Genomic DNA, 21678 nt, shown 5'->3' with positions numbered 1-21678 from the left:
CAAAGGCCTACAGGTCTCCGACGATGAGTTTCAAGCGCTCAATATCAAACCCGGTAAGTTTCATGGCGATTGGAACTATACGCTTCTTCCTCGCTCTTAATCGGTAACTTAATTCTTGCCCATGCCTAAGATCATCCCTTTTTCAGTTCCGTTATCGTGAACCTTGAGCTTGTCGAAGGGTTTTTCAACAGCTTCTCAGGGTGACAGTCCTCAAAGGCTCATCTTATAGACAGAAGGAAAAATGCTTCTGAAATTCCAGGTCACAGCCTCCACCCTTGCTCCACGGAGCAGACTCCCGTAAGTATCCAGGGCGGACAACGAGTTGGCCTCTCGGCAGGGAGAAAAATACTCATTGATTTCGGAGTGCGCATTGAGGCGAGCCTGGGAAAAGCTCAGGTCTCGCATATTGCTGCTTGCGTTGTGAACAACCGGCAAGCAACCGGACGTCTTCAAGAACGGAGTCAACACGCAAAGGAAACGGTCTATGATTGCTCACTGGCGACAGTCGATTCTGATCACTCTCTGTGTAACAGCAAACGTTTTCGTCCCTACCACATGGGCAAGTGCCGAATCGCGCACCTGGAAGTATGTACACGAACTCTCCGAACAAGAACGGCAGAATATCGATCCGCGGACTGACACTCCTCGTGATGCGACGTTGCCATATCTGCCCGCAGAACCCTATCCCTTCACTCCGCCGTACACCGCTGAGGAAATGGGCTTGCGTGCCATGGAGTTTCCGCACATTGCGCGCTGGAATTTCGCCATGATCGAAGACTTTGGCGCAGTGATGCCAACCGGATACTTGACCACAGCGAAGACGATCGTGCTTGCGGCCCACCCTGAGCCTGAAGGATTGATGGGCTATATTAAGGCAAAGCCTGGTGACATCTATTCACGTTGGCTCTCACAAGACACCTATCCACCAGAAAATGTCGGCAATCAGATGATGATGTTATTGCATCGCACCGACCAAGCCGAAACCACCAAAACCGACATGTTTGTTTATTCACCGGTGTTACGTCGCGTACGCCGCTTCCCGCAACCACGCCGTCAGGATCGATTTCCAGATCAGCCCATGACGTTCGATGACTTTCTCGGGCGCGACGCGTGGGAGTTCTCTTGGCGCATTATTGGCTCTGATGTCCTGACCGAGACAGTACGCTTTCCCACGGCCCGAGAAACGCTCACGTTGGTGTCCGCTGACGGTACGTTGAACGATATGCCAGTCAAAAGTTTCAAGCTCATGGGCAACGAATATCCGTATTACACTCCCGAGGGCGGTGTTCCCTGCTACGTGCTCGAAGCCAAAGTAAAACCCGAGTGGATCAAAGAGTACTACGCACCACGCATTCTCTACTGGGTAGATCAGCATCATTTTTATCCCTTGCGCACTGAGCAATATGCCGCGAATGGCGAACTTGTGGCTATGGAAGTACGACTGGCTGCGTTGTTCAACCCAGAGATGAAAGAGTTCGGTTATCAAAACCAGGTCACCAATTGGTGGAATGCGCAGCTCGATTTTCTCGCGTACGGCATTCATGATGCGCATAAGCATTGGCAATGGACAGACAAAGACAAAGAAACCTATTTCAATCCCGACTTCATGCGTCGCGTGTGGTTCCCTATTCCGATGAAAACTCAAGCGACCGTGCGTACACCGGCAGACATGTTTTTACGGCCCCGTCTGTATCGCGATAAGTTTCCCGAGGAACGGAAGATCATCATCTCTCCAGAGGTTGAGGCCCGTATCCAAGCGCAGGACGCAGCAGGGCGGTTGATATTCACTCAGACCGTCGCTGACGCGACAAAGTAACTCAGAGTGTAGGGAGAGATGTGATGGGTCGTGGAGAACAATACATAAACGTCGCACAGGACTGTCAAAGAACCGGTGACAACGGTAGTCATTCAATTTGGCAATGGTTAGTAGGAGCGCACAGCTTACTCATACTCATACTCACGGTGAGCCTTTTCTTGCCCACACGTAGTCTCGCCAACGTACTCAGCAACGCGTGGGGCGAATTTGATCAAGCGTTATCGATCTTCGACCCTGCCGGGACGTACATCAGTCAGCCCATTGAGAAAACTATCCCAGCGCTGACCTTCAAAGGGTTCTTTCGCCAGTGGTCAGACATTGGCATTCATCGGAATCAAAAGGTCGGCTTTCGCAACAAAGATTTTCGCTTTCTCCAGTTACAGAATCTTCTCGAAATCGAGTTGCACTATCAGATCACCAACAATATTGAGATCACAAGCGTTAACCATTTTCTCTACGACGGCGTGTACAACTGGCAAGGCTCAGGCGGGTTGTTTGCGCCACGCATTAGCAAAACCGCGCGCAACTATCACAACTTCGAGCGCATCGTACGCGAACTCAATCTCAGCTATCGCACGCATAGTTTCGATATCGTCATCGGCAAGCAACAGATTGCCTGGGGAAAAATGGACGGTCGTTTTATCGACATGATCAATCCCATGGACGTGCGGGAATCGGTGCAACTAGAGGCCAGCGATTTCGAGTATCGTCGTATCCCGACATGGATGGCGAATGCCACCTATTTCTTTGGCGGGAATTCATTGCAGTTGCTGTATATCCCCAACTTCGAGCAGGAGCGGTTACCGACACTGGGCTCGCCGTGGTTTCCATCATCCGTGCCGCCATTAGATGCGATTGTGAGAAAACGCAAACGTCCGAGTGGTGGCGATTTTGGCGACCACGAGTATGGTGCGCGGCTCGATATCTCAATGGACCCGCTCACCTGGGGCCTCATCTATTTCTACGCCTGGAACGATAATCCCAATTTCTTCTTGACCGGTAGGGATTTGTCAAACAAACCGATCCTCACGCCACGACACACGCGGTTACATCATCTTGGTCTGACGGCAGATTATGCCACGACTTTCTCTGGGGTACCGTTGGTCGGTGACCTTCCAGTCGTCATGCGTATCGAAGGGTTGTACAGTTTCGGAGTTAAATTCGCGGACGTGCTCCGACAACCGGCGGCCTTTGCTGGGGGAGATGGGGGCGGACATTTGAGTCGGGATACGCTACGTGCGGCTATCGCGCTGGAGTTTGCTCTGCCAGGCAACACTTCGCTGATCATTCAGCCCTCACTCTTCACCACGTTCGGATGGCGGAGGAGTATTGTTGGCAGTGGCTTTGGCGGCGCTACCGACAGCAACGAGTGGAATCTCCTGCCTGTCGTGTTTGTCGAACATCCTTTTCGTTTCACCCGCGATCGCTTGCGGGCGAGTATCACCGTGTTTCCTTTTCTGGGGGCACCAGGTCGTCATTATGAAGGAACGAAAAGCAAACTCGTTGTGTCGTATAAGTTTTCACGTTTTATCACCGGGCGTCTCATCTACACCAGCTACGACGGTGGCGGACGCAACAGCACCTACGGACAGTACAACAAGTGGGATAACATCGGCTGGGAAATCAGCTATGAGTTTTAGAGAGAAGCTTATTCGCTGACCAAATCCGTTGTTCCCGGCATGAGCGCCGGAAACGCTGCGCTTATCCCGGCCTACGCGTATCCCCTTCCCTCTTTACTAAGGCGCAAAATGCGCTAAAGCAGAATGAGGCTATCGGCTTTCAGCGGTCAGTTGTCAGCAAGACAGGAAAAGCTGATAGCTAACAGCTGATTGCTGACTGCTTGTAAACAAAGGAGGTTGCCATGAAATTCGGCATTTTTTACGAACTGTCAGTTCCGCGTCCGTGGGACCAAGAAGCTGAACGTAAGGTGTACATGAACGCCCTTGAGCAGGTGCGTCTTGCCGATGAACTTGGTTTTGACCAGGTGTGGGCAGTGGAGCATCACTTCCTTGAAGAATACTCACACTGCTCTGCACCGGAATTATTTCTCACTGCTTGTGCGATGCAGACGAAAGATATCCATGTGGGGCATGGCATCGTGATTTGTGTCCCAGAATTTAACCATCCGATTCGTATCGCTGAACGTGCTGCTGTCCTCGATATTCTCTCTGGTGGCCGTCTAGAGTTCGGGACTGGTCGTTCAGCGACATGGACGGAACTTGGTGGTTTTCGCGCCAATCTCGATGAAACCAAGAAAAGCTGGGACGAATTCGTCCACTGTATTCCCAAAATGTGGATGCAAGAGCGCTTCAGCTATGAAGGTCGCTATTTCTCCATGCCATCACGGGCCGTGTTACCAAAGCCGTACCAGAAACCGCATCCGCCGATGTGGGTGGCTGTCACCAGCCCTGGCACTGAACTCGATGCCGCAGATCGTGGCATTGGCAGCTTAGGCGTGACCTTTACGTCATTTGCTGAGCAAGAAGCGAAGGTAAAGGAGTATCGCCGGCGTATTCAGAATTGCAATCCGGTTGGTGGTTTCGTCAACAACCAAATGAACACGGTCAATTTCCTCTATTGTCATGAGGACAACGAAACCGGCACCAAAACCGGCATGCGTATGATTCAACACTTTAACTACCTGGCTGCGCAACTCGATATGGCCAAGGAAGCGTTCCCGACCAAGTCGTATCCATCGGCTGGTTTGTTGCCTTCACTGCGGCGCCAAGCCTCAGCCCCTGGAGAAGCAGCAAAAGCACCCGAAGGGATCGCGGTCGGCAATCCCGCGCACTTGATCGGTGAATTACGCAAGTGGGAAGCGTGTGGGGTTGATCGCGTGAATTTCCTGCTCAACGCCGCGGAAATTATCCCTCAAGAACAGGTGCTCAACAGCTTGCGGCTGTTTGCCAAGGAAGTCATGCCCGCATTTGCTGGCTCTCAGGCACGTGCCGCAGCAGGAGGAAGCCGCTAATGCCGCTCTTCGGAAAGCAAGACATGCAGGCTGCAGCAGCGCGCGCACCACTGATGAGTGGCTTCGATACTGATACATGGACGCTTAAGAATGCCGAGATTCTTCACCTCGCGTTTGAAGTGGTTGAGGGACCAGCGGAATGGCTGGTCCCGCCAGCGTTGCACCCGAGTATTCCCCCGTATGTTACACTTTCAGTGACACGTTTTCCCGACAGCCCAGCTGGGCCGTTTATGCTGAGCCAGGTCCGCCTCGTGGTTCGGGCCGGCATCCGCCCACGTGGATATCTGTTAGGAGCGTATAGCGACTCGGAGAAAGCCGCAAATGAGCTACGGACACGCTGGGGATTCTCGATCGGCGTTGCGGATATCACCCTCCAGTCACGGCATGATCGGGTTATTGGCAAGGTCGTTCGCGGAGGCCAGACCATTTTGGATATGGCGTTGGAGAATCCAGAGTTTATCTCTGGTAGTGACGTGACCTACTTAGATAGTCTCCATTTGGCTCGAATAAATGAAAACGGCAAAGAAACCGCGCTGGTCGTACAAATCGATCCCGAATATGTCTTTCACAACGCGCATCGCGGTAAGCCGCTCCTCCTCTCTTTGCAATCTGACGCATGGGGAGCGGATGGCAAATTGCAGTGTACCAACGCTATGCATGCAACGTTCTGTCGTTGTGATACCGACCTGCCCAAGTTGCGCTTTGCGATGGACCCAGAGAAACCGGTTGCGCAAGGCAGTCGACGCCTGGCGGCGTAGGAGGGCACTGTACGAACAAGGGGCGCAGAGCCCCTTGTCTCAGCGGGTTAGAGGTCAGACTTTCCTGTTTCTTGCGATTCATTTTTGGAGCGACTTGATCGTGTCGGCATGCTCCGCCGCCCACCATGAATGCGCTTGAACCACTCTGTCCGTTCCTGGGTCGAGACCTGCCCCCAGCCAACAGGCATAACAGCTTGTGAATTACATAGCGGACACACACCAGTCGCTAGCGTGGCGATCTTTTGTTCACAATTTGTACAGTAGTAGAAACTCTTGCCCTTTTCGTCTATCACTGCAGCCTCGTTTGGCTCTGCGGAAGATTCCCCAACCCCCTCGGTGCAGAGTCGTACTGTATTATATCGTGACGGCAGAAAAAATCTGAAGAAGACGCGAAAAAATTTACGCTTTTCGTACTACCCAGATCCGTTCCCCACCGTAGCGAAACGGTCCGCGTTGGAAATCACCGTAAAGAGATTCGACTTTATAACCGCTCAATTCCAACAGGTAACGCATTTCATAGCGATACACATACCGAAGAGAGAGCGGGTTGTATGTCTTTTGAATGACTTTTCCGTCTTTATCGATCTCTTCAAAGATGAAATATGCGGTCAAGAGCTGAACCTCAGGGTCATATTGGCCAGTATACCAGACAATCACCTGATTACCGGTTTCCGGGTGAATAAACTCGGTATCTCGCTTCAACGTCACCCCAGCCAAGCCGAGAGAGGAGGTAATCATTTCGAGGCTCGGGTCAAAAATGTTGAGAATCAAATGTCCATCATCCGCCAAATGCTCACGGATGCATTCTAACGCCTGTCGTTGCGCCTTTGGTGTCAGCAAGTGCAAGAAAGCGCGATAGGGAATGGTGATGAGCTTGAATTGTCGATCCAGCGAGAAATCGCGCATGTCGCCTTCGAAGAGTTCAACCCGCGCCTGCACATCCGGACCTAATCTCGCGAGTTTCTGCCGCAAGACGGCGAGCATATCTGCAGAACGATCGAGGCCAACGACCGGAGCACCCGCCTGTGCTATCGGTAAGAGAATCCGTCCAGTGCCGCAGCCTATTTCTAACACGGGTGCGTGAGCCTTGCGTGCTTCCTCGAGGTAGAACTGCACATCACCTTCTACGCCGAGCGAATGGAAGTCGTAGAAGGATGCACCAACCCGTCCGTACTCATTCATGAACAGAACTTCCTCCCTTTCCGGATAACCATATTCCGTCGCCACTGTCATTCTGAACGGAGTGAAGAATCTCTCGTAAAACGCTGAAGAGAGCTGTTTCGCGTAGCCTGTCCTGAGCTTGTCGAAGGGCTTAACATGACATGAGGATAAGTGTATCCGAATAGGCGTTTATTGCACGGGTTCGACTTCCGGCATGCTCAACACTCCAGGTGTAGCAGTTAACCCAAGTTGGTGGACGAGCCGCAGCAATGGCTGCAGCTTCTGCATACTTTGGACGAACGCGTCCGTTGGCATGGCCATATCCTCTTCTTCCTCAGTTTCATCTTCAAAGAGACGCTCCATCAACACCTGGCGCAAACTCGGCTTCTCGCGTGGAAACACTTCGAGTTGAACATCGGTATCCGCAGTGATCCCAGCCGCTTCTTTTGCCAGATGCAACGCCAACGACAATCCACCAAGTTCATCAACAAGCCCAAGCGTCTTCGCGTCTTCTCCAGTCCAGATGCGCCCTTTTGCCGCAGCCAGGATCTTCTCTTTGGGAAGATTCCTGCCCTGCGCAGCTTTGCTGGTAAAGTCATCGTAAATGCGATCAAGCGACGCTTCAAATTGTGTCCACTGAGCGGGAGAGTAATCATGCCGACTCGTCCAGAGTAACGCGTTTTCAGTCGTGTGGACCTCGTCCCACGACACACCGACTTTGTCCCAGAACTTATTGGTGAGCATTTTTCCCGATAGGACGCCGATGGACCCAGTAATCGTTCCTGGCTGGGCAACGATTTTGTCCGCTGCCATAGCAACAAAATACCCACCCGAACCAGCAACATTCCCCATCGAGGCAATCACTGGTTTGCCAGCTTCTTTTGCTCGCAGTGTCTCGCGCCAGATCGTATCCGAAGCGACATACGATCCCCCTGGGCTATCGATGCGGAACAGAATAGCTTTGACATCCTTACCTTCTACCGCCGCCCGAAAAGCCGCAGTCACCGAATCAGCCCCCATACTCACACTGCCGGACATTGGATCGTACCCACCTTTGCCGCGTTGTACAGCGCCAACGCCATAGATCAGCGCAATAGTGTCCCCTTGTTCGTGTGGCCGCTCTGTCCGAGCAACATATTTGGTGAATGAAAGAGGTTTGATGTCCTTACCGAATTTTTCCTTGAGGGTCGCAACGACTTCATCGCGGTACGCAAGGCCATCGATGAGTTTATTGTCGAGCGCGAGTTGACCTGTCAGTGGGCCTTTGCTGACGAGTGCACGGACAGTTTCATCACTGAGTGAGCGAGCCTCAGCAATCCCTCTGACGATCTGTCCAAATTGGGAATCGATTACTTTCTGTGTCGCCTCGCGATGAGGTGGAGTGAATTTTCGTTCGGTGAAGACATTCATGGCATTCTTATACTCACGTCGTTGGGCAAAGCGCGGCTCTAAGCCGATTTTATCGAGAGTGCCACGAATAAATGGGGACTCAACGATCAACCCTGAGAGACCAACATCACCAGACGGTTGTAGATAGACGTGCTCGAAAGCAGTCGCCAGATAATACGCCCCGGTTCCCGGCCCTGCTTCGCCAAAGGTCTCAGCATATGCAATCGTCGGTTTCCCGGATTCTCGAAAGGCAGCTACAGCACCACGCACTTCTTGAATCTGCGCTAACCCAAGGCCATGACTCCCCACCCGAGCCAACACCGCTACGACACGTTTATCGCGCGCGGCTTCTTCGAGCGCATCAGTAACGTCACGAAGGGTGGGAGCTCTCCGTGAAAAAATCCCCACCATCCGATCCTCGGGCACGTATTCGATCAGTCCGTGCTCCAAGTTAAGTTCCAGCACGGTTTTCGCCGGAATGCCATCTCCGGTAAGGCGCCGCAGTAACAAGCTCATGCTGAGGATGCCCAACAGCATAAAGACGACAGTAGCAGCACCAATCGCTGCTAGCAGGCGAACGATGATTCTTTTCATAGGCGGTAGTCACTCCGTTAGATATTCTCTTGTTCCTTAACGTAGCAGAGAGCAGCGAGGGAGAGAAAGGAGAGACGATACAGTTATAGGCTAAAGGTCGAAGGCTGGTAGGGAAGACGGGATCAGGCTATAGGCTTCAGGCTGGAGGCTAGAGGAAAACAAAGCAAGTGGAGAGTTTGGAGTCGCGGAAAGTCAGACGACTTGAAAATCAGGAATGAGCGCAAGAGCAGAAACGGGGAAGCGGAGAGTAGAGAAAGGAAGAGAACGTCTCCCTTTCTCCTCGTCTCCCATTCGTTTTGTGGTCTATTTTCCTCTACGCAGCAACTCCATCAGCTCAAACCGACGCGGCGAGTAATTCTGCTTAAAGAGCGGATTACCAGCAACCATTTGTGAGGCATGATGGTGAACGACGTTAACCCAGGTAGCGCCCAACGGAACCGGAAGTCGAACCCCGCGTGCGCCAGGAGAAAAATCAGGGTTTCCATGGGTGATTACGGAAAATCGAACAAAGGTTCCTTGCGGATCGTAACTTAACACGTAGAACGGCGTATAGGTTTGCGCATCAAGATAGTAGACCCGCCTTCCATATGGATGTGGTCCTTTCGGTGTCACTTCAAGTGTGATGACCCGACGCAACTCCCACGGTACATTCGGATACCAGTTATTTTTGCCACCAAAGGTCAAATGATCGGCACGCAGGAACCCTGGCACTAACATCGCCTGCTCGCCTTTATAGTTCCAGTTGTATTCGTGCAGATAGCCAATGAAGTAGAATGGCGGCTGCTCTTCAGCGAGGACGTCGTAACGGCCGCCGCCCATACGTGCGAGCATGTTCATGTAACTTTTACGCGTACGACGGTTTGATGGGCTGTAGCTCAGCTCATCGTTCGCCACGTTCTCATCATCATATACCGTCGTAATCCGCATGTTGCCTTCTTGGTCTGAAGGTGCGAGCGATTCGAACAGCAACTTGGCATACACACCACGCTCTTGCCACTGTACATCATTCGCTTCTTCACCAACCCGGTGCATGCCAAAACGAAACCGCATACGACCGATATTGGAGCGATCAATCGTTCCAGCATTATTCACGCCCTGCATCGTGCCACGCATTTCCATTGAGTCTGGCAGATCACGATAACGGAAATTCCACGCAATCTTTTCACCCGCGCGTGGATCGGCTGGATCGATCACAGGAAACGGGCGTCCACCCTGGTAGCTGTTGACCTTGTAGCCACCATCGAGGGATACGCTATTTGCGTATTGTTCGGTAGCAGCGACATAGGCTTCGCGCACCGGTAAGTCAGTTGTTTCCTGGACTGTGATGGTGAAATCTCCAGCTTGAAGAGTCTTGAGAATCTCACTCGGCAGAATTTTTTCCGCGACTTGCCAATTCTGTTGACCGATGGTCAACCCTGGGGTAATGCCCTCATAACGAACCGTTTCCTGACTATAGGGGTAAAATGTCGAGCGTAGTGCTTCAGCAACCACCATCTCAGCACCAACCTGCTGCCCGCATGCTAGAGTGCCACACACAATGGCTACCCAGACATATGCTTTCCTCATGGCCTTCTACTCCTTACGTCACCGGGCGGAGCCTCGGCGCGTGGTTGTCATCAATGACTATCTAGTATATTTTTGAAACTTACCAGATACCTGAAAAGTACAATTTTGATACTTTCAAGTCAAGTTCAAACGACTATGGCACTCTCTCGAACGTCTCATCGTATCTCGCGGTCTCGTCGAGCAACCCAGCAGAACCAAAACGAACTGGTTCCTGCGAATGGGGACGACGCAACCCATTCGCGCCGTACGGTCATCGAAGGCCATCTTCTTGATGTTGCAGCCAAACGCTTTGCCAGTACTGGTTATCGGCAGACGACGTTAGAAGATATCGCTCGACATGCCGGCATCGCCAAAGCGTCGATGTATCGCTACTTCGAGAACAAACAGGAGCTGCTAGCAAAGATCTTCCTCAAAGTTGCTGGGACCTTTGCGCTCGGGCTGCAACCACTGCAACATGCTTCTATTTCTCCAGAAGAGAAGTTGCGACGGGCAATTCAACATCTCCTACGTACTATCGGTGAAAATGTCGCTCTCTTCACTGTCTTTTATGGTGAAGAAGCGGATTTGCCAGACCGGCTGCGTGCCGAAGTGAGTGAGGCACGACAACACGTGGCTGCCGGACTAGAACAGGTTCTTCGAGAGGGCATGGCACAAGGAGTTTTTCGTGATCTCAATGTCAAGCTTACTGCCCAGGCCATCATTGGCATGTGTGCCTGGTTGCATAAGTGGTATAGCTCTAGCGGGGAACGTCTGGATGACATTGCGACCGAGTTCGTTGAATTGATCGAACGCGGCTGTCTTGCGACGCGCGGGGCTGAGGCCGAAGATGCGCTCGCGGATCGTCTGCGACACGTGCACGACATGCTGGGGTCATTGATCGGGCGAGCGGAGCGCTTAGAAAAGGCCAGTCGTTAGTTGAAAGTACCGCCTCAATGAGACAAAACCGCGCCTTGTTTGTTCTGTCGCTCGCTGTCTTCTCCACCATGGCCGGAAACAGCATGGTGATTCCGTTTCTCCCGCTGTATGTTCAACAATTTCAGGTGAGCGAGTTCGGTGCGGGGTTGCTCTTTAGCGTCCATGCCGCCACACGAATAGTGATCCTCCCGTTCGTCGGTCGGTTATCAGATCGATGGGATCGCAAGTCGTTCCTCCTCTTTGGCGTGCTGTGTTACGTCCTCTCATCACTTGCCTATGTGCCCGCCCATGCTTTTCTGGCGTTCATCTTGGTGATGCTTGTTCATGGGACGGCAACTGCCATCGTTCACCCGATCGCGATGGCGTATGTCGGGGATATTGCGCCCAAAGGCCAAGAGGGGACCTATAGCGGCTACCTCAATACCGCGTTACTCGGTGGTATCGGTGGTGGACCGCTCATCGGTGGGTTCCTCAAAGATCATTTCAGCATGGGGATGAACTTCTTTGTCATGGCTGGGCTGAGTGTGCTTGCACTCCTCTTGCTCGCGCTGTTTCTTCCCAAAGCGGAAAGCCACAAGAAAAATGGAGCTCACACAACAACTTCACAATGGGCCCTCTTGAGCTGTCCACCCATTCTTGGCATTTCCGGCTTTCGCTTAGGGTATGCGATGGCAAACGCGCTCACCTGGGTGTTTCTCCCACTCCTGGCCACCCACATGCTTCCGCTGAGCACTACCCAAGTGGGCTTGTTAGTTTCGGTCAATGTCATCGTCAGTACCCTTGTCCAAAGTCCGAGTGGGCGACTGGCGGATCGGATGAGTAAAGCCCACTTGATCGGGATTGGTGGGGCACTCAGCGCGCTGGCTTTATGTGCGTTTCCGTGGGCGACGAACTTCTGGCAGCTCTTATTTTTGAACGTCTTGGTGGGCGGAACCTACGGTATCGCCTTTCCTGCCCATGTTGCTTTGGCAATGGAAAATGCGCGCAACTATGGCATGGGAACAGTGATGAGCCTCCTCATGATTGCACATGGCATCGGTATGATGATCGGCCCAGTGATCTTTGGTGCCATTGCCCGACACTGGGACCTCCACTACGCGTTCTGGAGCGGCGGGCTGTTGAATCTCCTCCTTATCGTCCTCTGTTATCCTCTGACACAAAGAGTGATGGTTCTCTCACCTGCTGCTCCAATAGAAAACCCAACGCCGGCAGCGGCAGATTAAGTCAAGGTAGGGCGGGCTTTGCCCGCCGAAAATGACAAGCGCAGCCTGCCTTACAAAACTGACAACTGAATACTGACAACCTCGGCTCAATTAGATAGAAAGAGCGTGGAACCGTAACTATCGTGAAGGAGGGACTATGGCACAAACGGTACTACTGAAGAACGCGCGCGTGATTGACGGAATCGCCGATCAACCGCAAACGGGGATGTCGATTCTGGTGACTGGGGAACGCATCAGCAAAGTCGACCGCGGGGATATTCCTGCTCCACCTGATGCACAGGTGATCGATGCGGGAGGGAAAACCGTCCTTCCTGGGCTGATCGATACGCATGTCCATTCCACACTAATGGACCGAGAGAGTTTACCACTGTTTCTGGCAGCAGGTGTGACCAGCGCACGCGATGTTGGTGCGAAACTCGAAAAAGTCCAGGCACTCAAATCTGACCTTGCCAGCGGCGCGCAAGTCGGCCCACGGTTATTCATTTGTGGGCCATTGTTGGATGGTGTGGAGCCCAGTTTCCCGCGTGGTCCGCTCACGGAAATGCTCGACAGCATTCCGTCCGTTGAGGCTGTGCCACAAAAAATTGGCAACTTGCTGAACGCCGGAGTGGATGGCGTGAAACTGTACTTCACTCTTCCCCCGGATACGGCGAAAGCAGTGATCGGTTTTGTCGATAAACGCGTACCGATTACTGGACATCTTGGTTACACTCATTCACTCGAAGTGATTAGAGCGGGAATCGATGGCTTGGAACATGTGTGGATCTCGCCATACAACGAGTTCTGCGCGCTCGACATGCAGTTTGGTCCAGGCAAGAAGGTCAGCTCGATGATGAACCGCCATTTCGCGCCGCTCACCTTCAAAGGCTGGGAAGAGGCGGACCTCCAAAGTCAAAAGGCCAAGACCTGGTTTGATGCGATGGTCGAAAAACAAGTGCATATGGGCACAACGCTGGATCTGTTGTGGATTTCTAAGTGTGGACAAGATGCTGCAATGAAGGATCCAGATCGGCGGTACGTTCCACCGATGGCACTCGGTCGCCAGCGCGCCTTAGCGGCGCATATTGGTGAGCGCCCGGACTGGGACATTTTTCCGGGATTCGATCCAGCGATCGGCTCCAAAGCGTTAGAGAAACATCAAGAGGTCACCCGCATTCTGCACGAATCCGGTGGGCTCGTTGTCGGTGGGACTGACTGCGGCGGTATCCCCTACCCACCTCCGGGATATGCGTTGTGGCGCGAGATCGAACTCATGGCTGAAGCAATTGGCACAATGGCAGCGTTCAAAGCTGTTACTTCCGTTGCAGCTCGCTATCTGCGTAAACAAGACGACATCGGCAGCATTGCGCCAGGTCGCTACGCAGACTTCTCGATCATCGATGGTGATCCATTGCGCAGCGTACGCGAGCTACGGCAGATTACCACCGTGTACCGTGGAGGAAAGGCCTACGATCCGCAGTCACTGTTGGCGAGTGTGCCGACGCAGGCGGTGGAGCTGGCGCACTAGAAAAGTAGTCAGTATTCGGTAGTCGGTAGAAAAAGGCTCCGGGCTTTGGGGCTGTAGGCTCTGGACAAGAAACCAGAAACGAGGAACTAGAAATTTCCTCCCCTACAGCCTGTAGCCTATAGCCTTTTTCATTTCTTCATTGCCCTTGGCTAAAAGAACTTCACCACACTGCGCGCGACTTCGCCTTTCTTAAGGAGGTCGTACGCTTCATTGACGCCGTCAAGTGGGAACGTCTTCGATACCAATTCATCAATCTTAATCTTCTTTTCCATGTAGAGATCGACCAATCGTGGCATGTCGATGCGGGGCCGGGTTGACCCATAGAATGAACCGATCAGTCGTTTCTCCAACATCATGAAGATATTCGGGTTGAGTGAAATCTTCGCGCCTTCGGGAGAGACCCCAACGATTGTGCAGGTGCCACGACGCGCCGTCATGCGGAAGGCCAATTCAATTGTTTTCGCCGTGCTAATGACCTCAAAAGCATAATCAACCCCACGACCACCCGTAAGGTCCATCACCGCTTTATAGGCGTCATCCTGCGAAGGATTCACAAAGTGTGTCGCACCGAACGTCTTGGCAAAGTCGAGCTTCTTTTGTAACAAGTCGACAGCAATGATCTGACGTGCGCCAGCAAGGGCTGCCCCTTGAATGACGTTGAGTCCAACGCCACCGCAGCCAATGACAGCGACGGTCGATCCAGGTTGCACTTGCGCCGTGTTGATCGCTGCCCCAACACCGGTCATCGTTCCACAACCGACAAAACAAGCCCGATCGAGCGGCATATCTTCACGAATCTTAATCGCGCAGCTTTCCGGCACCACCGTCTCCTCGGCAAAGGAAGCCGTGAATGCAAAATGGAATATATCGGTGCCATTTTTGTTCAGCCGTGTCGTCCCATCGAGCAAGGTGCCGAGTGCCTTGGGCCGGGTTTCACATAGATGTGGTGTACCTTGCGTGCACGAGAAGCAATGACCGCAGACAGGAGAAAACGACAACACCACGTGGTCGCCCTCTTTCACCGACGAAACCCCTGGGCCAACTTCAGTGACAATACCGGCACCTTCATGACCAAGGACGATCGGCAACGGCATACGCATGTCACCAGTCATCACGTGCAGATCACTATGACACGCACCGTTGGCAGCAACTTTCACACGCACTTCGCCAGCTTTGGGTGGAGCAAGCTTGATGTCCTCAACTACCAGTGGTTTGTTCGCTTCGTACAGCACCGCAGCTTTCATGATCCTCTCCTTCAGCAGACAAGTTTCCGCGAAGCGCCCTACCTGTCAGCGCTTCAGGTGGGTCATCTATAAGGGGAGGAGATGACGGGTGTCAAGAAAGGAGCAAGTTACTCTCTCGTTCGACTTCGCAGCTCCAAATGCAAGAACGCTTCCGCGCGGCGGCGGAAGAGGAGTAGTCCCGCGCACAGACCTGCGCCAAACATCGAGAGGTCGTGGACCCAATAGAGTCGCTCTGCGTGTTCAGGAAAGAACTGACGAGGCATTACGGAAGGAAGAATGAATAACGCCAGAATGGGGACCAACAAGAGAACTTTCACAACCGGATGAAGTATCGAAGATCGTACCGCAGCCTGCAAGAATGCTGCGGTAATTAACAGGACTCCGGTAAGAAACGAAAACAAGACATACACATCCGAGACCGGCGCATAAACAAAAGAAGCGAAAAACACTACTAGACACGCAATAATACCGATAGAGGAAATCTTCGCGACACGCGTGATACACACTGGTTGTTTGAGTGATTCTGTCTCTGCAATCGATTCCATAAACGCTCGCTCAACCTTTCCTGTAGTGAAGGTTGCTCGCCACGAATCTCTCAGTGGCAATCAGAGGCTTTCATCGGCGCAGAGACAGACTTCTTTATGAGAAAGTGTAGCCTTTTCGCTAAATCGGACCACGGAACATTCGTACACTTTACACTCCAGACTCCAAATCCTGTCATTCTGAGCACAGCGAAGAATCCCTCCGAGAGGCCCTTGGTTGCACTCAGGGTGACAGCGCGAGTGTACCAATCTTTCATGGTCCGATTTAGCTACGACCCAAGTAGCTTGAGCTTGTTCTTGGCGCTCTTCCCGACTTTGGTACGTCCGTGGCGGTCCGCGACAAACTCTAAAATGTCTTCGCCAAGAGAGCGAACCTCAGAGCCACCTTCAGCGAAGCGAAAGCCAATATAAAAGAGGTCTTCAGGGTCCAAACCCTTCTCTTTCTTGAGTGTGTCGAGAACCGGAAAAGCCGACGATCGGTGTAAATCCGCTAACAAATCAAGGGCTGGATCGTGACGAGCAGTGACTGATGTTACATCCTGGGGATGAAGCTTGAGCTGGGCAATCGCTAAGACAAACTTCTCTTCGGACGCGAAAGTTGGAAACTCACGGAGAGGGGTGAGAAAGCGAATAGCTTCGCGGTACTTTTTACTTTTCTTGAGTTGTGCTCCGCGCGTAGCAAATTGGCTGTACGCATACTCGGCATCAACTTGTTTAAGAAAGTGAAGATAGGCGCCGTGAATGCGATCTTCCTCCTCCAACGCATCCTGTAACCGTTTCCATACATCATCAATCGTATCGCGCCGCCATTTGCCTTCGTAGGTTGGGAGAATCTCAGCGATCGTCCACGCCTTACTGGCGTTGTCACATGTCAGGAACTCTTTCGTGAGGCTCGCCCGTGCAGCTGGGATCTTCTGTAACGAGCGCGCCGCTGCGTCACGACGGGCAGCATCGGAATCATTCAGTTGTTGCACTAACGTCTTCACGGCAGCAGGAGAAGCGAATTCACCCATCTTCCGCAGAGCAAACTTTTGTACCGCAAGGTGAGGACTTTCCAATAACCGCGACAATGTCGGTTGGTACTCCGCAGGCATCTCATGCGCATCAAGCAGATCGAGCGTCAGCCGTACGGTATCGGAGAACTCTTTCTCTTCTAAGAGTGGAATGAGTTTGGCAAACTCCCCTTTCAGCAAATCCTGTCCACGCAAACAGTGAAGTAACGCGACCAGTGCATGGAAACGAACAAGGTGCGGCTGCTCAGGGCTGACAAATCCAATGAGCCACTTGCGAGATTGGGGTCGGCCAAGAATGCCAAGAATTCGAATCGCCGCAATGATTGCGGTCCGCTGCTCGGCTCCGTTCAATTCGTTCGCAAACGACTCTACCTCAGTAAATAAGAACTCAAACTCTTTTCCCTCAAGATCTTTCACCGTCATCGCAGTCAAGTCACAAACGGTTTTATTAACCTCGGGATCGCCGTGCACCAGTACTTGCATCAACCCTTGCCAGGCAGCTTTACCACGAATCGTGCATAAGGCCCGCGCAGCAGCCATGAGCCACACTCGGTTCGCACCTTTTGCCTGTTGCACGAGCGGTCGCACCGCAGCTTGACCAAAACTTGATACAAGGCGCAGCGCTTGTTCGCTGGTCTCTTTGTCGGTCGCTTCCAACAGTGGCAGTAGCGTGGGAAGACTCGCCTTCGGATGAACTTCTTCGACGTAGCGTAAGGCGTAGCCTTGCAACAAAGCATTGGGGTGAGCCAGTGTTGCATTCACGACTTTGATTACCGCATCATCCTCAAGCTTCAGCGCTCCAAGCACTAAGAGTGCGGCACAGCGGCGCTCTATATTTCCTTCGTGGGCAAGCGTCAACAGACTTTGTAGCGTTTTATCCATAGACAGGGAGTACTATAAAACGCGCATGACACCCACGCTACCCTGTCTGTCAGCCTGTATTATGCGGGTTCCATACGAGAACTGGCCAAGTCCGTTCGCCCTTCGTCTGTCGAAGGGCGAACAGGAAATCACCAGTTCGGTGGAGCGGAGCCGTTCGTGTTGGGCTTGTCGAAGTATGAACGGCGGTAAGACCAATGGATAGTGATCAGAGAGAATCCGTATCAGCTAATCGCCACCACCCCAAGCGTTTGTGAGTTGAACGACCACCGTAAGCGGAGCTGGACAGTCGTGGTCCGTTGACTGGCGGCGTCGCGAATGCGGACCCCTGAAACAACGATGTCGTCCCCTTCGATGCGAACAGTCGCTACGGTGAAATCGACGAGATCAAGAAATTCGAACCCAGGGAGTTTGACCACGTTGACTTGACGAGAAGTAGAAAACGTCACCCCAGCCGACGACTCAATCTGTACTCCCACAGTGTGAGATCCTGCAGGGAGATTTGCGTAGTTAAGAGTAATACCCCAGCCGCTCTTACCGGCATTCGCAATCGTGGAAAACATGGCTGCCACATCTGCCCGTCCAGCACAACAGGGGATCGTCGTGACCGGTGTATCATCAACAGTGAAACGAATGGAGCGAATGGTCACATTGGGATCTTCATCAAACGCCCAGCCACGGAATACGTTTACACCGAAAACAACTTGCCCATTGTCAGGACTTTCGATAAGCGCAACGATCTTCGAGGCTGCATAAGCCGAAGACACACTCAACATGCTTTCATTCCACCATCGTCGCATCTGCGCGCCGACCCGCGCTAACAGTGAAGATTGGGACGCTGCAGTATTGCTCACGGTAAACGCTTGAGTCATACCGAATGCCTGGGCGTTCGTCAGCCAACGAAACGTCGCGGTGACATCGCTTTGTTGTTGTGTCGCCTTATCGCGCACGATGACATTCTGGAGAATGAGTTCTTGACCGTTGACCTGAGTCGAAGCGCGAGACAAGGAAAACACATCGACAAAAGCGGACGTTCCAGGACGAATGACTTTCACCTGCCGGGTTTCCGAGGAAATGGTTTCGCCACTCACACCTTTTATTTTGATCTGCACGGTATGCGGTCCAGGAGGCAAGTCACTCCAGTTCACACCCGTGCCCCACCCACTGTTCGTAGTGTTGTCGGCAGGAAATTGCGAATATATCGACTGCACATCACCACGCGGAGAACAGCACGGGACGTCGCCGACTAAAGACCCATCAACAAACAACTCAACACGGTCAATTTTCCTTCCACCGACAGAATCAAATGCCCACCCCCGAATCGCACTAATGCCAGAGACCACTTGGTCGACCTCTGGATTCTCAACCCCTAACAACAATGTCGAAACCTTCGCACAGGATTCGTTTGAGTATCCCGAGGCTCCGAGCGGATTGTACGCTTGCACCCGGTAGCAATAGGACTTCCCTCCGGCCACCGCTTTATCAACATAGGAGTTTGCATCCGCATCCAAAGCGGTCAGCCATTGAAACTCATTCGTCCCCTCTGCGCGCCGCTCAACCCTGAATCCAGTTTCATTGTCCGCGTTATCTTCCCATTTCAATGTCAACTGCGACGCATGAGATATGCCTACCAGCAATAGTAGCCAACATAACACCCAAGAACTGTAGTTCTGACACCAACCTCGCAGGAGCCTTCGCCGGTCTTGAGTCCGTAGTGAAAGAAGTTGCATCGGTCGCCCCCCAAGTGCCAACAAGTAGAAATATCCCTTAGTGTATACAGCCCTCAGCCACAATCCAAATCTCGCTACGTCACGAACAGAGCGCTGGACAATCTTCTCCAATGGTTCATGATTCATCCCATCAACAAGAGGAATCGGCAAACTCGCCACCGAGACCTGTCCGTCCAATCTTGCGTCGGACTTCGTCAAGCGCGAGACGAAAATAGACGGGGCGATTGTGAGCACAGGCGTGAGGATTCTCAGTCTGCCGCCAGCGTTCCAGCAGTCGCGCTTGTTCCTCTCGTCCCAACTCATGCCCAGCCTTTACTGCGGCCACACAGGACAGTGCCTGAAAGAAATCATCGCCATGCAGACGAACACGCACGAGCCAGCGTGAGAACAGAATACCGGCCTCTTTGGGATGAATGAAATCAGGCACTGTCCTGAGAGCAATCACCTGAGGGCCGAACGGCCCTACAGTAAACCCACAGTGTGAGATCTCATCGCGTTTCACTTCAATAAACGCGAGTTCACCAGCAGAAAGTGCCACGACTTGCGGTGCAATTAGGTCGCGTCGTTGGACCGCTCCACGCTGGAGCAGTTCGTACAACACCCGCTCCTCAGCCGCATGCTGATCGAGAATGTAGAGGTGCTCTTCTGCCGTCATAAGGAGAAAGGTCTTCTCAATTTGGCCGAGCAGAGAAAATTGCGCTGTTGTCGACTGCTCGTACGTTGGTTCTGGTTCAGCCACACGTTCGCTGTGCAACCACGCAGGGCGTGACCGTCGTTGGAGCGCACCGCGCACGAGGTCATAGACAGCCAGGTCATCGCGAAAACGCACTTCGGTTTTTGCCGGATGCATGTTGACGTCAACAAACGCGGGCGCAATATCAAGAAAGAGCAACACCATACCGCCTTCTCCGGGCAAGGCATCGCGCACCGCGCGATAGAGGGTGCGATTCCGCACGGCTCGGTAGTTAACGAAGAAATAATGGCGTCGCCGCCACACTGCTTCTGTTGGCAAGACAAATCCCCATGCTCGTCCAGTTATTCCGCTACTCTCAAATGGTTCGCTCCCAGCCGACGCCTCACGCCCGAAGCACGCAGCGATACGCTCTCCTAATGAACCAGGTTCAAGCGCGTACAGTTCCCGGCCATCAAAAAACAAGGAAAACCGTCGTTCAGGAAACGCCAAGGCAAAACGCGTGAAAACACCGAGAATATGGCCGTACTCGGTACGTAGACTGCGCATGAACTGTCGGCGTGCAGGCATATTATAGAATAGATCCCAGACTTCGACCGTTGTGCCGATAGCAGCCCCGGCTTCCTGCACCGACACAATCTTTCCTCCATCAAGACGGACCTCTGTACCGAGCAGGGCATCACGTTCACGCGACAGCAAACGAAGACGAGAAACCGAGGCGATACTGGGTAATGCCTCACCGCGAAAGCCAAAGGTTCGCACCGCACGTAAATCTTCCTCACGTGCGATCTTACTGGTCGCAAAGCGTTCACAGGCAAGACGGATCTCGGTTGCTGGAATACCACTCCCATCGTCGGTAACGCGAATGAGGCGACGTCCACCTTCTTGAATATCGACCCGAATTGTCATCGCTCCAGCATCAAGGGCGTTCTCGATCAGTTCCTTCACCGCGCTGGCTGGACGTTCGACGACTTCACCAGCGGCGATTTTCTGTTGAATATCGGGTGGCAAGATTTGAATACGCATAGCGGCACGCAGCATAGAGCGCAAAACCGAGCAAGTAACCTCCCCTGTTTGTACCTGATGTCTCTTTTGCCTCAGCAGCTGCTGATATAGGTTTCCTACATGAGATGTTCCGTGTGAATACGGTCCATGCTTCGACCGGCTCAGGACTCAGCACGAACGGGAAATCTTCCTCAGCGCTTTGCCTTTCTCCGTTAACCCTGAGCTTGTCGAAGGGTTTTTCAACAGCTTCTCAAGCGGAGCGAAGTCGAAGGGCGCATTTTACAGCTTATAACTCATCTCATTTAGGTTCCCTCTATCGGTTTGCGAGGTGACGAAAAGTGCATTAAAAGGACAGCAATCTTTTGCCTCTTTTTTCTGTGATGTTGTACGCACTCATCTGGACACTTCCGGCGCAGAAACTCCTTCTGCTCTCGGGACTCGCGTGGAAGTATGGGGAGCCACTCCAACTTGCCGACCTTGGGGCTTGTCTACCAGAAACCTTCGCTGCTGGACTGCTGACAGCGGTCTCTCGGCAATGGCAACACTTAGGCATGGGCAAGAATTAAGTTACCGATTAAGAGCGAGGAAGAAGCGTATAGTTCCAATCGCCATGAAACTTACCGGGTTTGATATTGAGCGCTTGAAACTCATCGTCGGAGACCTGTAGGCCTTTG

17 protein-coding genes are annotated in these 21678 nt (G+C 52.7%); 8 read left to right on the top strand and 9 right to left on the bottom strand.

Annotated elements, in window-relative coordinates; translation table 11 throughout:
- Positions 1-484 precede the first annotated feature (484 nt).
- The 4 genes from FJ147_17645 (at position 485) to FJ147_17630 (ending at position 5545) form a co-directional block, all read left to right on the top strand.
- A complete protein-coding gene (locus FJ147_17645; protein ID MBM4257702.1) occupies positions 485-1816 on the top strand; it encodes an outer membrane lipoprotein-sorting protein in 1332 nt (443 codons plus the stop codon).
- Between the two features lie 158 nt (positions 1817-1974).
- A complete protein-coding gene (locus FJ147_17640) occupies positions 1975-3456 on the top strand; it encodes a hypothetical protein (GenBank protein ID MBM4257701.1) in 1482 nt (493 codons plus the stop codon).
- A 221-nt stretch (positions 3457-3677) separates the two neighbouring features.
- Positions 3678-4787 (top strand): LLM class flavin-dependent oxidoreductase, encoded by a 1110-nt coding sequence (locus FJ147_17635; protein ID MBM4257700.1) that lies wholly within the window; start codon positions 3678-3680, stop codon positions 4785-4787.
- The gene (locus tag FJ147_17630) at positions 4787-5545 is read left to right on the top strand and encodes a hypothetical protein (GenBank protein ID MBM4257699.1); all 759 of its coding nucleotides are present in this window, start codon (positions 4787-4789) and stop codon (positions 5543-5545) included. Before FJ147_17635 ends, FJ147_17630 begins: the two co-directional genes overlap by 1 nt.
- Positions 5546-5592: 47 nt before the next feature.
- On the opposite strand, the gene FJ147_17625 is transcribed toward FJ147_17630, so the two are convergent.
- From FJ147_17625 to FJ147_17610, 4 genes are all read right to left on the bottom strand, one after another.
- Entirely contained in the window at positions 5593-5838 is a 246-nt protein-coding gene (locus tag FJ147_17625) for a hypothetical protein (protein MBM4257698.1), read from the bottom strand.
- Positions 5839-5944: 106 nt separating this feature from the next.
- Positions 5945-6778: a class I SAM-dependent methyltransferase gene (locus FJ147_17620; GenBank protein ID MBM4257697.1), complete on the bottom strand. Its 834-nt coding sequence runs from the start codon at positions 6776-6778 to the stop codon at positions 5945-5947.
- 117 nt (positions 6779-6895) lie between these two features.
- Positions 6896-8689 (bottom strand): signal peptide peptidase SppA, encoded by a 1794-nt coding sequence (sppA, locus tag FJ147_17615; GenBank protein ID MBM4257696.1) that lies wholly within the window; start codon positions 8687-8689, stop codon positions 6896-6898.
- 303 nt (positions 8690-8992) lie between these two features.
- Positions 8993-10255 (bottom strand): DUF1329 domain-containing protein, encoded by a 1263-nt coding sequence (locus FJ147_17610; protein MBM4257695.1) that lies wholly within the window; start codon positions 10253-10255, stop codon positions 8993-8995.
- A 135-nt stretch (positions 10256-10390) separates the two neighbouring features.
- Here FJ147_17610 and FJ147_17605 point away from each other — a divergent pair, with 135 nt between their 5' ends.
- The 3 genes from FJ147_17605 to FJ147_17595 all read left to right on the top strand — a co-directional run bounded on the left by FJ147_17605 (position 10391) and on the right by FJ147_17595 (position 13900).
- Entirely contained in the window at positions 10391-11170 is a 780-nt protein-coding gene (locus FJ147_17605) for a TetR/AcrR family transcriptional regulator (GenBank protein MBM4257694.1), read from the top strand.
- A 17-nt stretch (positions 11171-11187) separates the two neighbouring features.
- Positions 11188-12393 (top strand): MFS transporter, encoded by a 1206-nt coding sequence (locus tag FJ147_17600; protein MBM4257693.1) that lies wholly within the window; start codon positions 11188-11190, stop codon positions 12391-12393.
- Positions 12394-12529: 136 nt separating this feature from the next.
- Positions 12530-13900 carry an amidohydrolase family protein gene (locus tag FJ147_17595; protein ID MBM4257692.1) on the top strand — a complete coding sequence of 457 codons (1371 nt, stop codon included), beginning with the start codon at positions 12530-12532 and terminating at the stop codon, positions 13898-13900.
- Between the two features lie 149 nt (positions 13901-14049).
- On the opposite strand, the gene FJ147_17590 is transcribed toward FJ147_17595, so the two are convergent.
- The 5 genes from FJ147_17590 to mutL form a co-directional block, all read right to left on the bottom strand.
- Positions 14050-15144 carry a Zn-dependent alcohol dehydrogenase gene (locus FJ147_17590; GenBank protein MBM4257691.1) on the bottom strand — a complete coding sequence of 365 codons (1095 nt, stop codon included), beginning with the start codon at positions 15142-15144 and terminating at the stop codon, positions 14050-14052.
- Between the two features lie 107 nt (positions 15145-15251).
- Positions 15252-15689 carry a hypothetical protein gene (locus tag FJ147_17585; GenBank protein MBM4257690.1) on the bottom strand — a complete coding sequence of 146 codons (438 nt, stop codon included), beginning with the start codon at positions 15687-15689 and terminating at the stop codon, positions 15252-15254.
- Between the two features lie 266 nt (positions 15690-15955).
- Complete coding sequence (locus FJ147_17580) at positions 15956-17581, bottom strand: hypothetical protein (GenBank protein MBM4257689.1); 1626 nt, start codon at positions 17579-17581, stop codon at positions 15956-15958.
- Between the two features lie 221 nt (positions 17582-17802).
- Positions 17803-19179: a fibronectin type III domain-containing protein gene (locus FJ147_17575; protein MBM4257688.1), complete on the bottom strand. Its 1377-nt coding sequence runs from the start codon at positions 19177-19179 to the stop codon at positions 17803-17805.
- Positions 19180-19438: 259 nt separating this feature from the next.
- Positions 19439-21040: a DNA mismatch repair endonuclease MutL gene (gene mutL, locus FJ147_17570; protein ID MBM4257687.1), complete on the bottom strand. Its 1602-nt coding sequence runs from the start codon at positions 21038-21040 to the stop codon at positions 19439-19441.
- A 326-nt stretch (positions 21041-21366) separates the two neighbouring features.
- On the opposite strand from mutL, the gene FJ147_17565 reads away from it, so the two are divergent.
- A complete protein-coding gene (locus tag FJ147_17565; GenBank protein ID MBM4257686.1) occupies positions 21367-21570 on the top strand; it encodes a hypothetical protein in 204 nt (67 codons plus the stop codon).
- The last annotated feature ends 108 nt before the right edge of the window (positions 21571-21678 follow it).

It is taken from the genome of Deltaproteobacteria bacterium (assembly GCA_016874775.1).
Classification (GTDB): Bacteria; Desulfobacterota; Binatia; order Bin18; family Bin18; genus VGTJ01.
Note: the sequence above shows the minus strand (reverse complement) of the source record. Positions and strands in the feature narration are given on the sequence as shown.

Bases quoted from the DNA above. Each gene is read 5' to 3' on its own strand.
- FJ147_17620 (MBM4257697.1), bottom strand. From the start codon at position 6,778: ATGACAGTGGCGACGGAATATGGTTATCCGGAAAGGGAGGAAGTTCTG.
- FJ147_17580 (MBM4257689.1), bottom strand. From the start codon at position 17,581: ATGGATAAAACGCTACAAAGTCTGTTGACGCTTGCCCACGAAGGAAAT.
- FJ147_17605 (MBM4257694.1), top strand. From the start codon at position 10,391: ATGGCACTCTCTCGAACGTCTCATCGTATCTCGCGGTCTCGTCGAGCA.
- sppA (MBM4257696.1), bottom strand. From the start codon at position 8,689: ATGAAAAGAATCATCGTTCGCCTGCTAGCAGCGATTGGTGCTGCTACT.
- FJ147_17645 (MBM4257702.1), top strand. From the start codon at position 485: ATGATTGCTCACTGGCGACAGTCGATTCTGATCACTCTCTGTGTAACA.
- FJ147_17630 (MBM4257699.1), top strand. From the start codon at position 4,787: ATGCCGCTCTTCGGAAAGCAAGACATGCAGGCTGCAGCAGCGCGCGCA.
- FJ147_17610 (MBM4257695.1), bottom strand. From the start codon at position 10,255: ATGAGGAAAGCATATGTCTGGGTAGCCATTGTGTGTGGCACTCTAGCA.
- FJ147_17600 (MBM4257693.1), top strand. From the start codon at position 11,188: ATGAGACAAAACCGCGCCTTGTTTGTTCTGTCGCTCGCTGTCTTCTCC.
- FJ147_17585 (MBM4257690.1), bottom strand. From the start codon at position 15,689: ATGGAATCGATTGCAGAGACAGAATCACTCAAACAACCAGTGTGTATC.
- FJ147_17635 (MBM4257700.1), top strand. From the start codon at position 3,678: ATGAAATTCGGCATTTTTTACGAACTGTCAGTTCCGCGTCCGTGGGAC.
- FJ147_17595 (MBM4257692.1), top strand. From the start codon at position 12,530: ATGGCACAAACGGTACTACTGAAGAACGCGCGCGTGATTGACGGAATC.
- FJ147_17590 (MBM4257691.1), bottom strand. From the start codon at position 15,144: ATGAAAGCTGCGGTGCTGTACGAAGCGAACAAACCACTGGTAGTTGAG.
- mutL (MBM4257687.1), bottom strand. From the start codon at position 21,040: ATGCTGCGTGCCGCTATGCGTATTCAAATCTTGCCACCCGATATTCAA.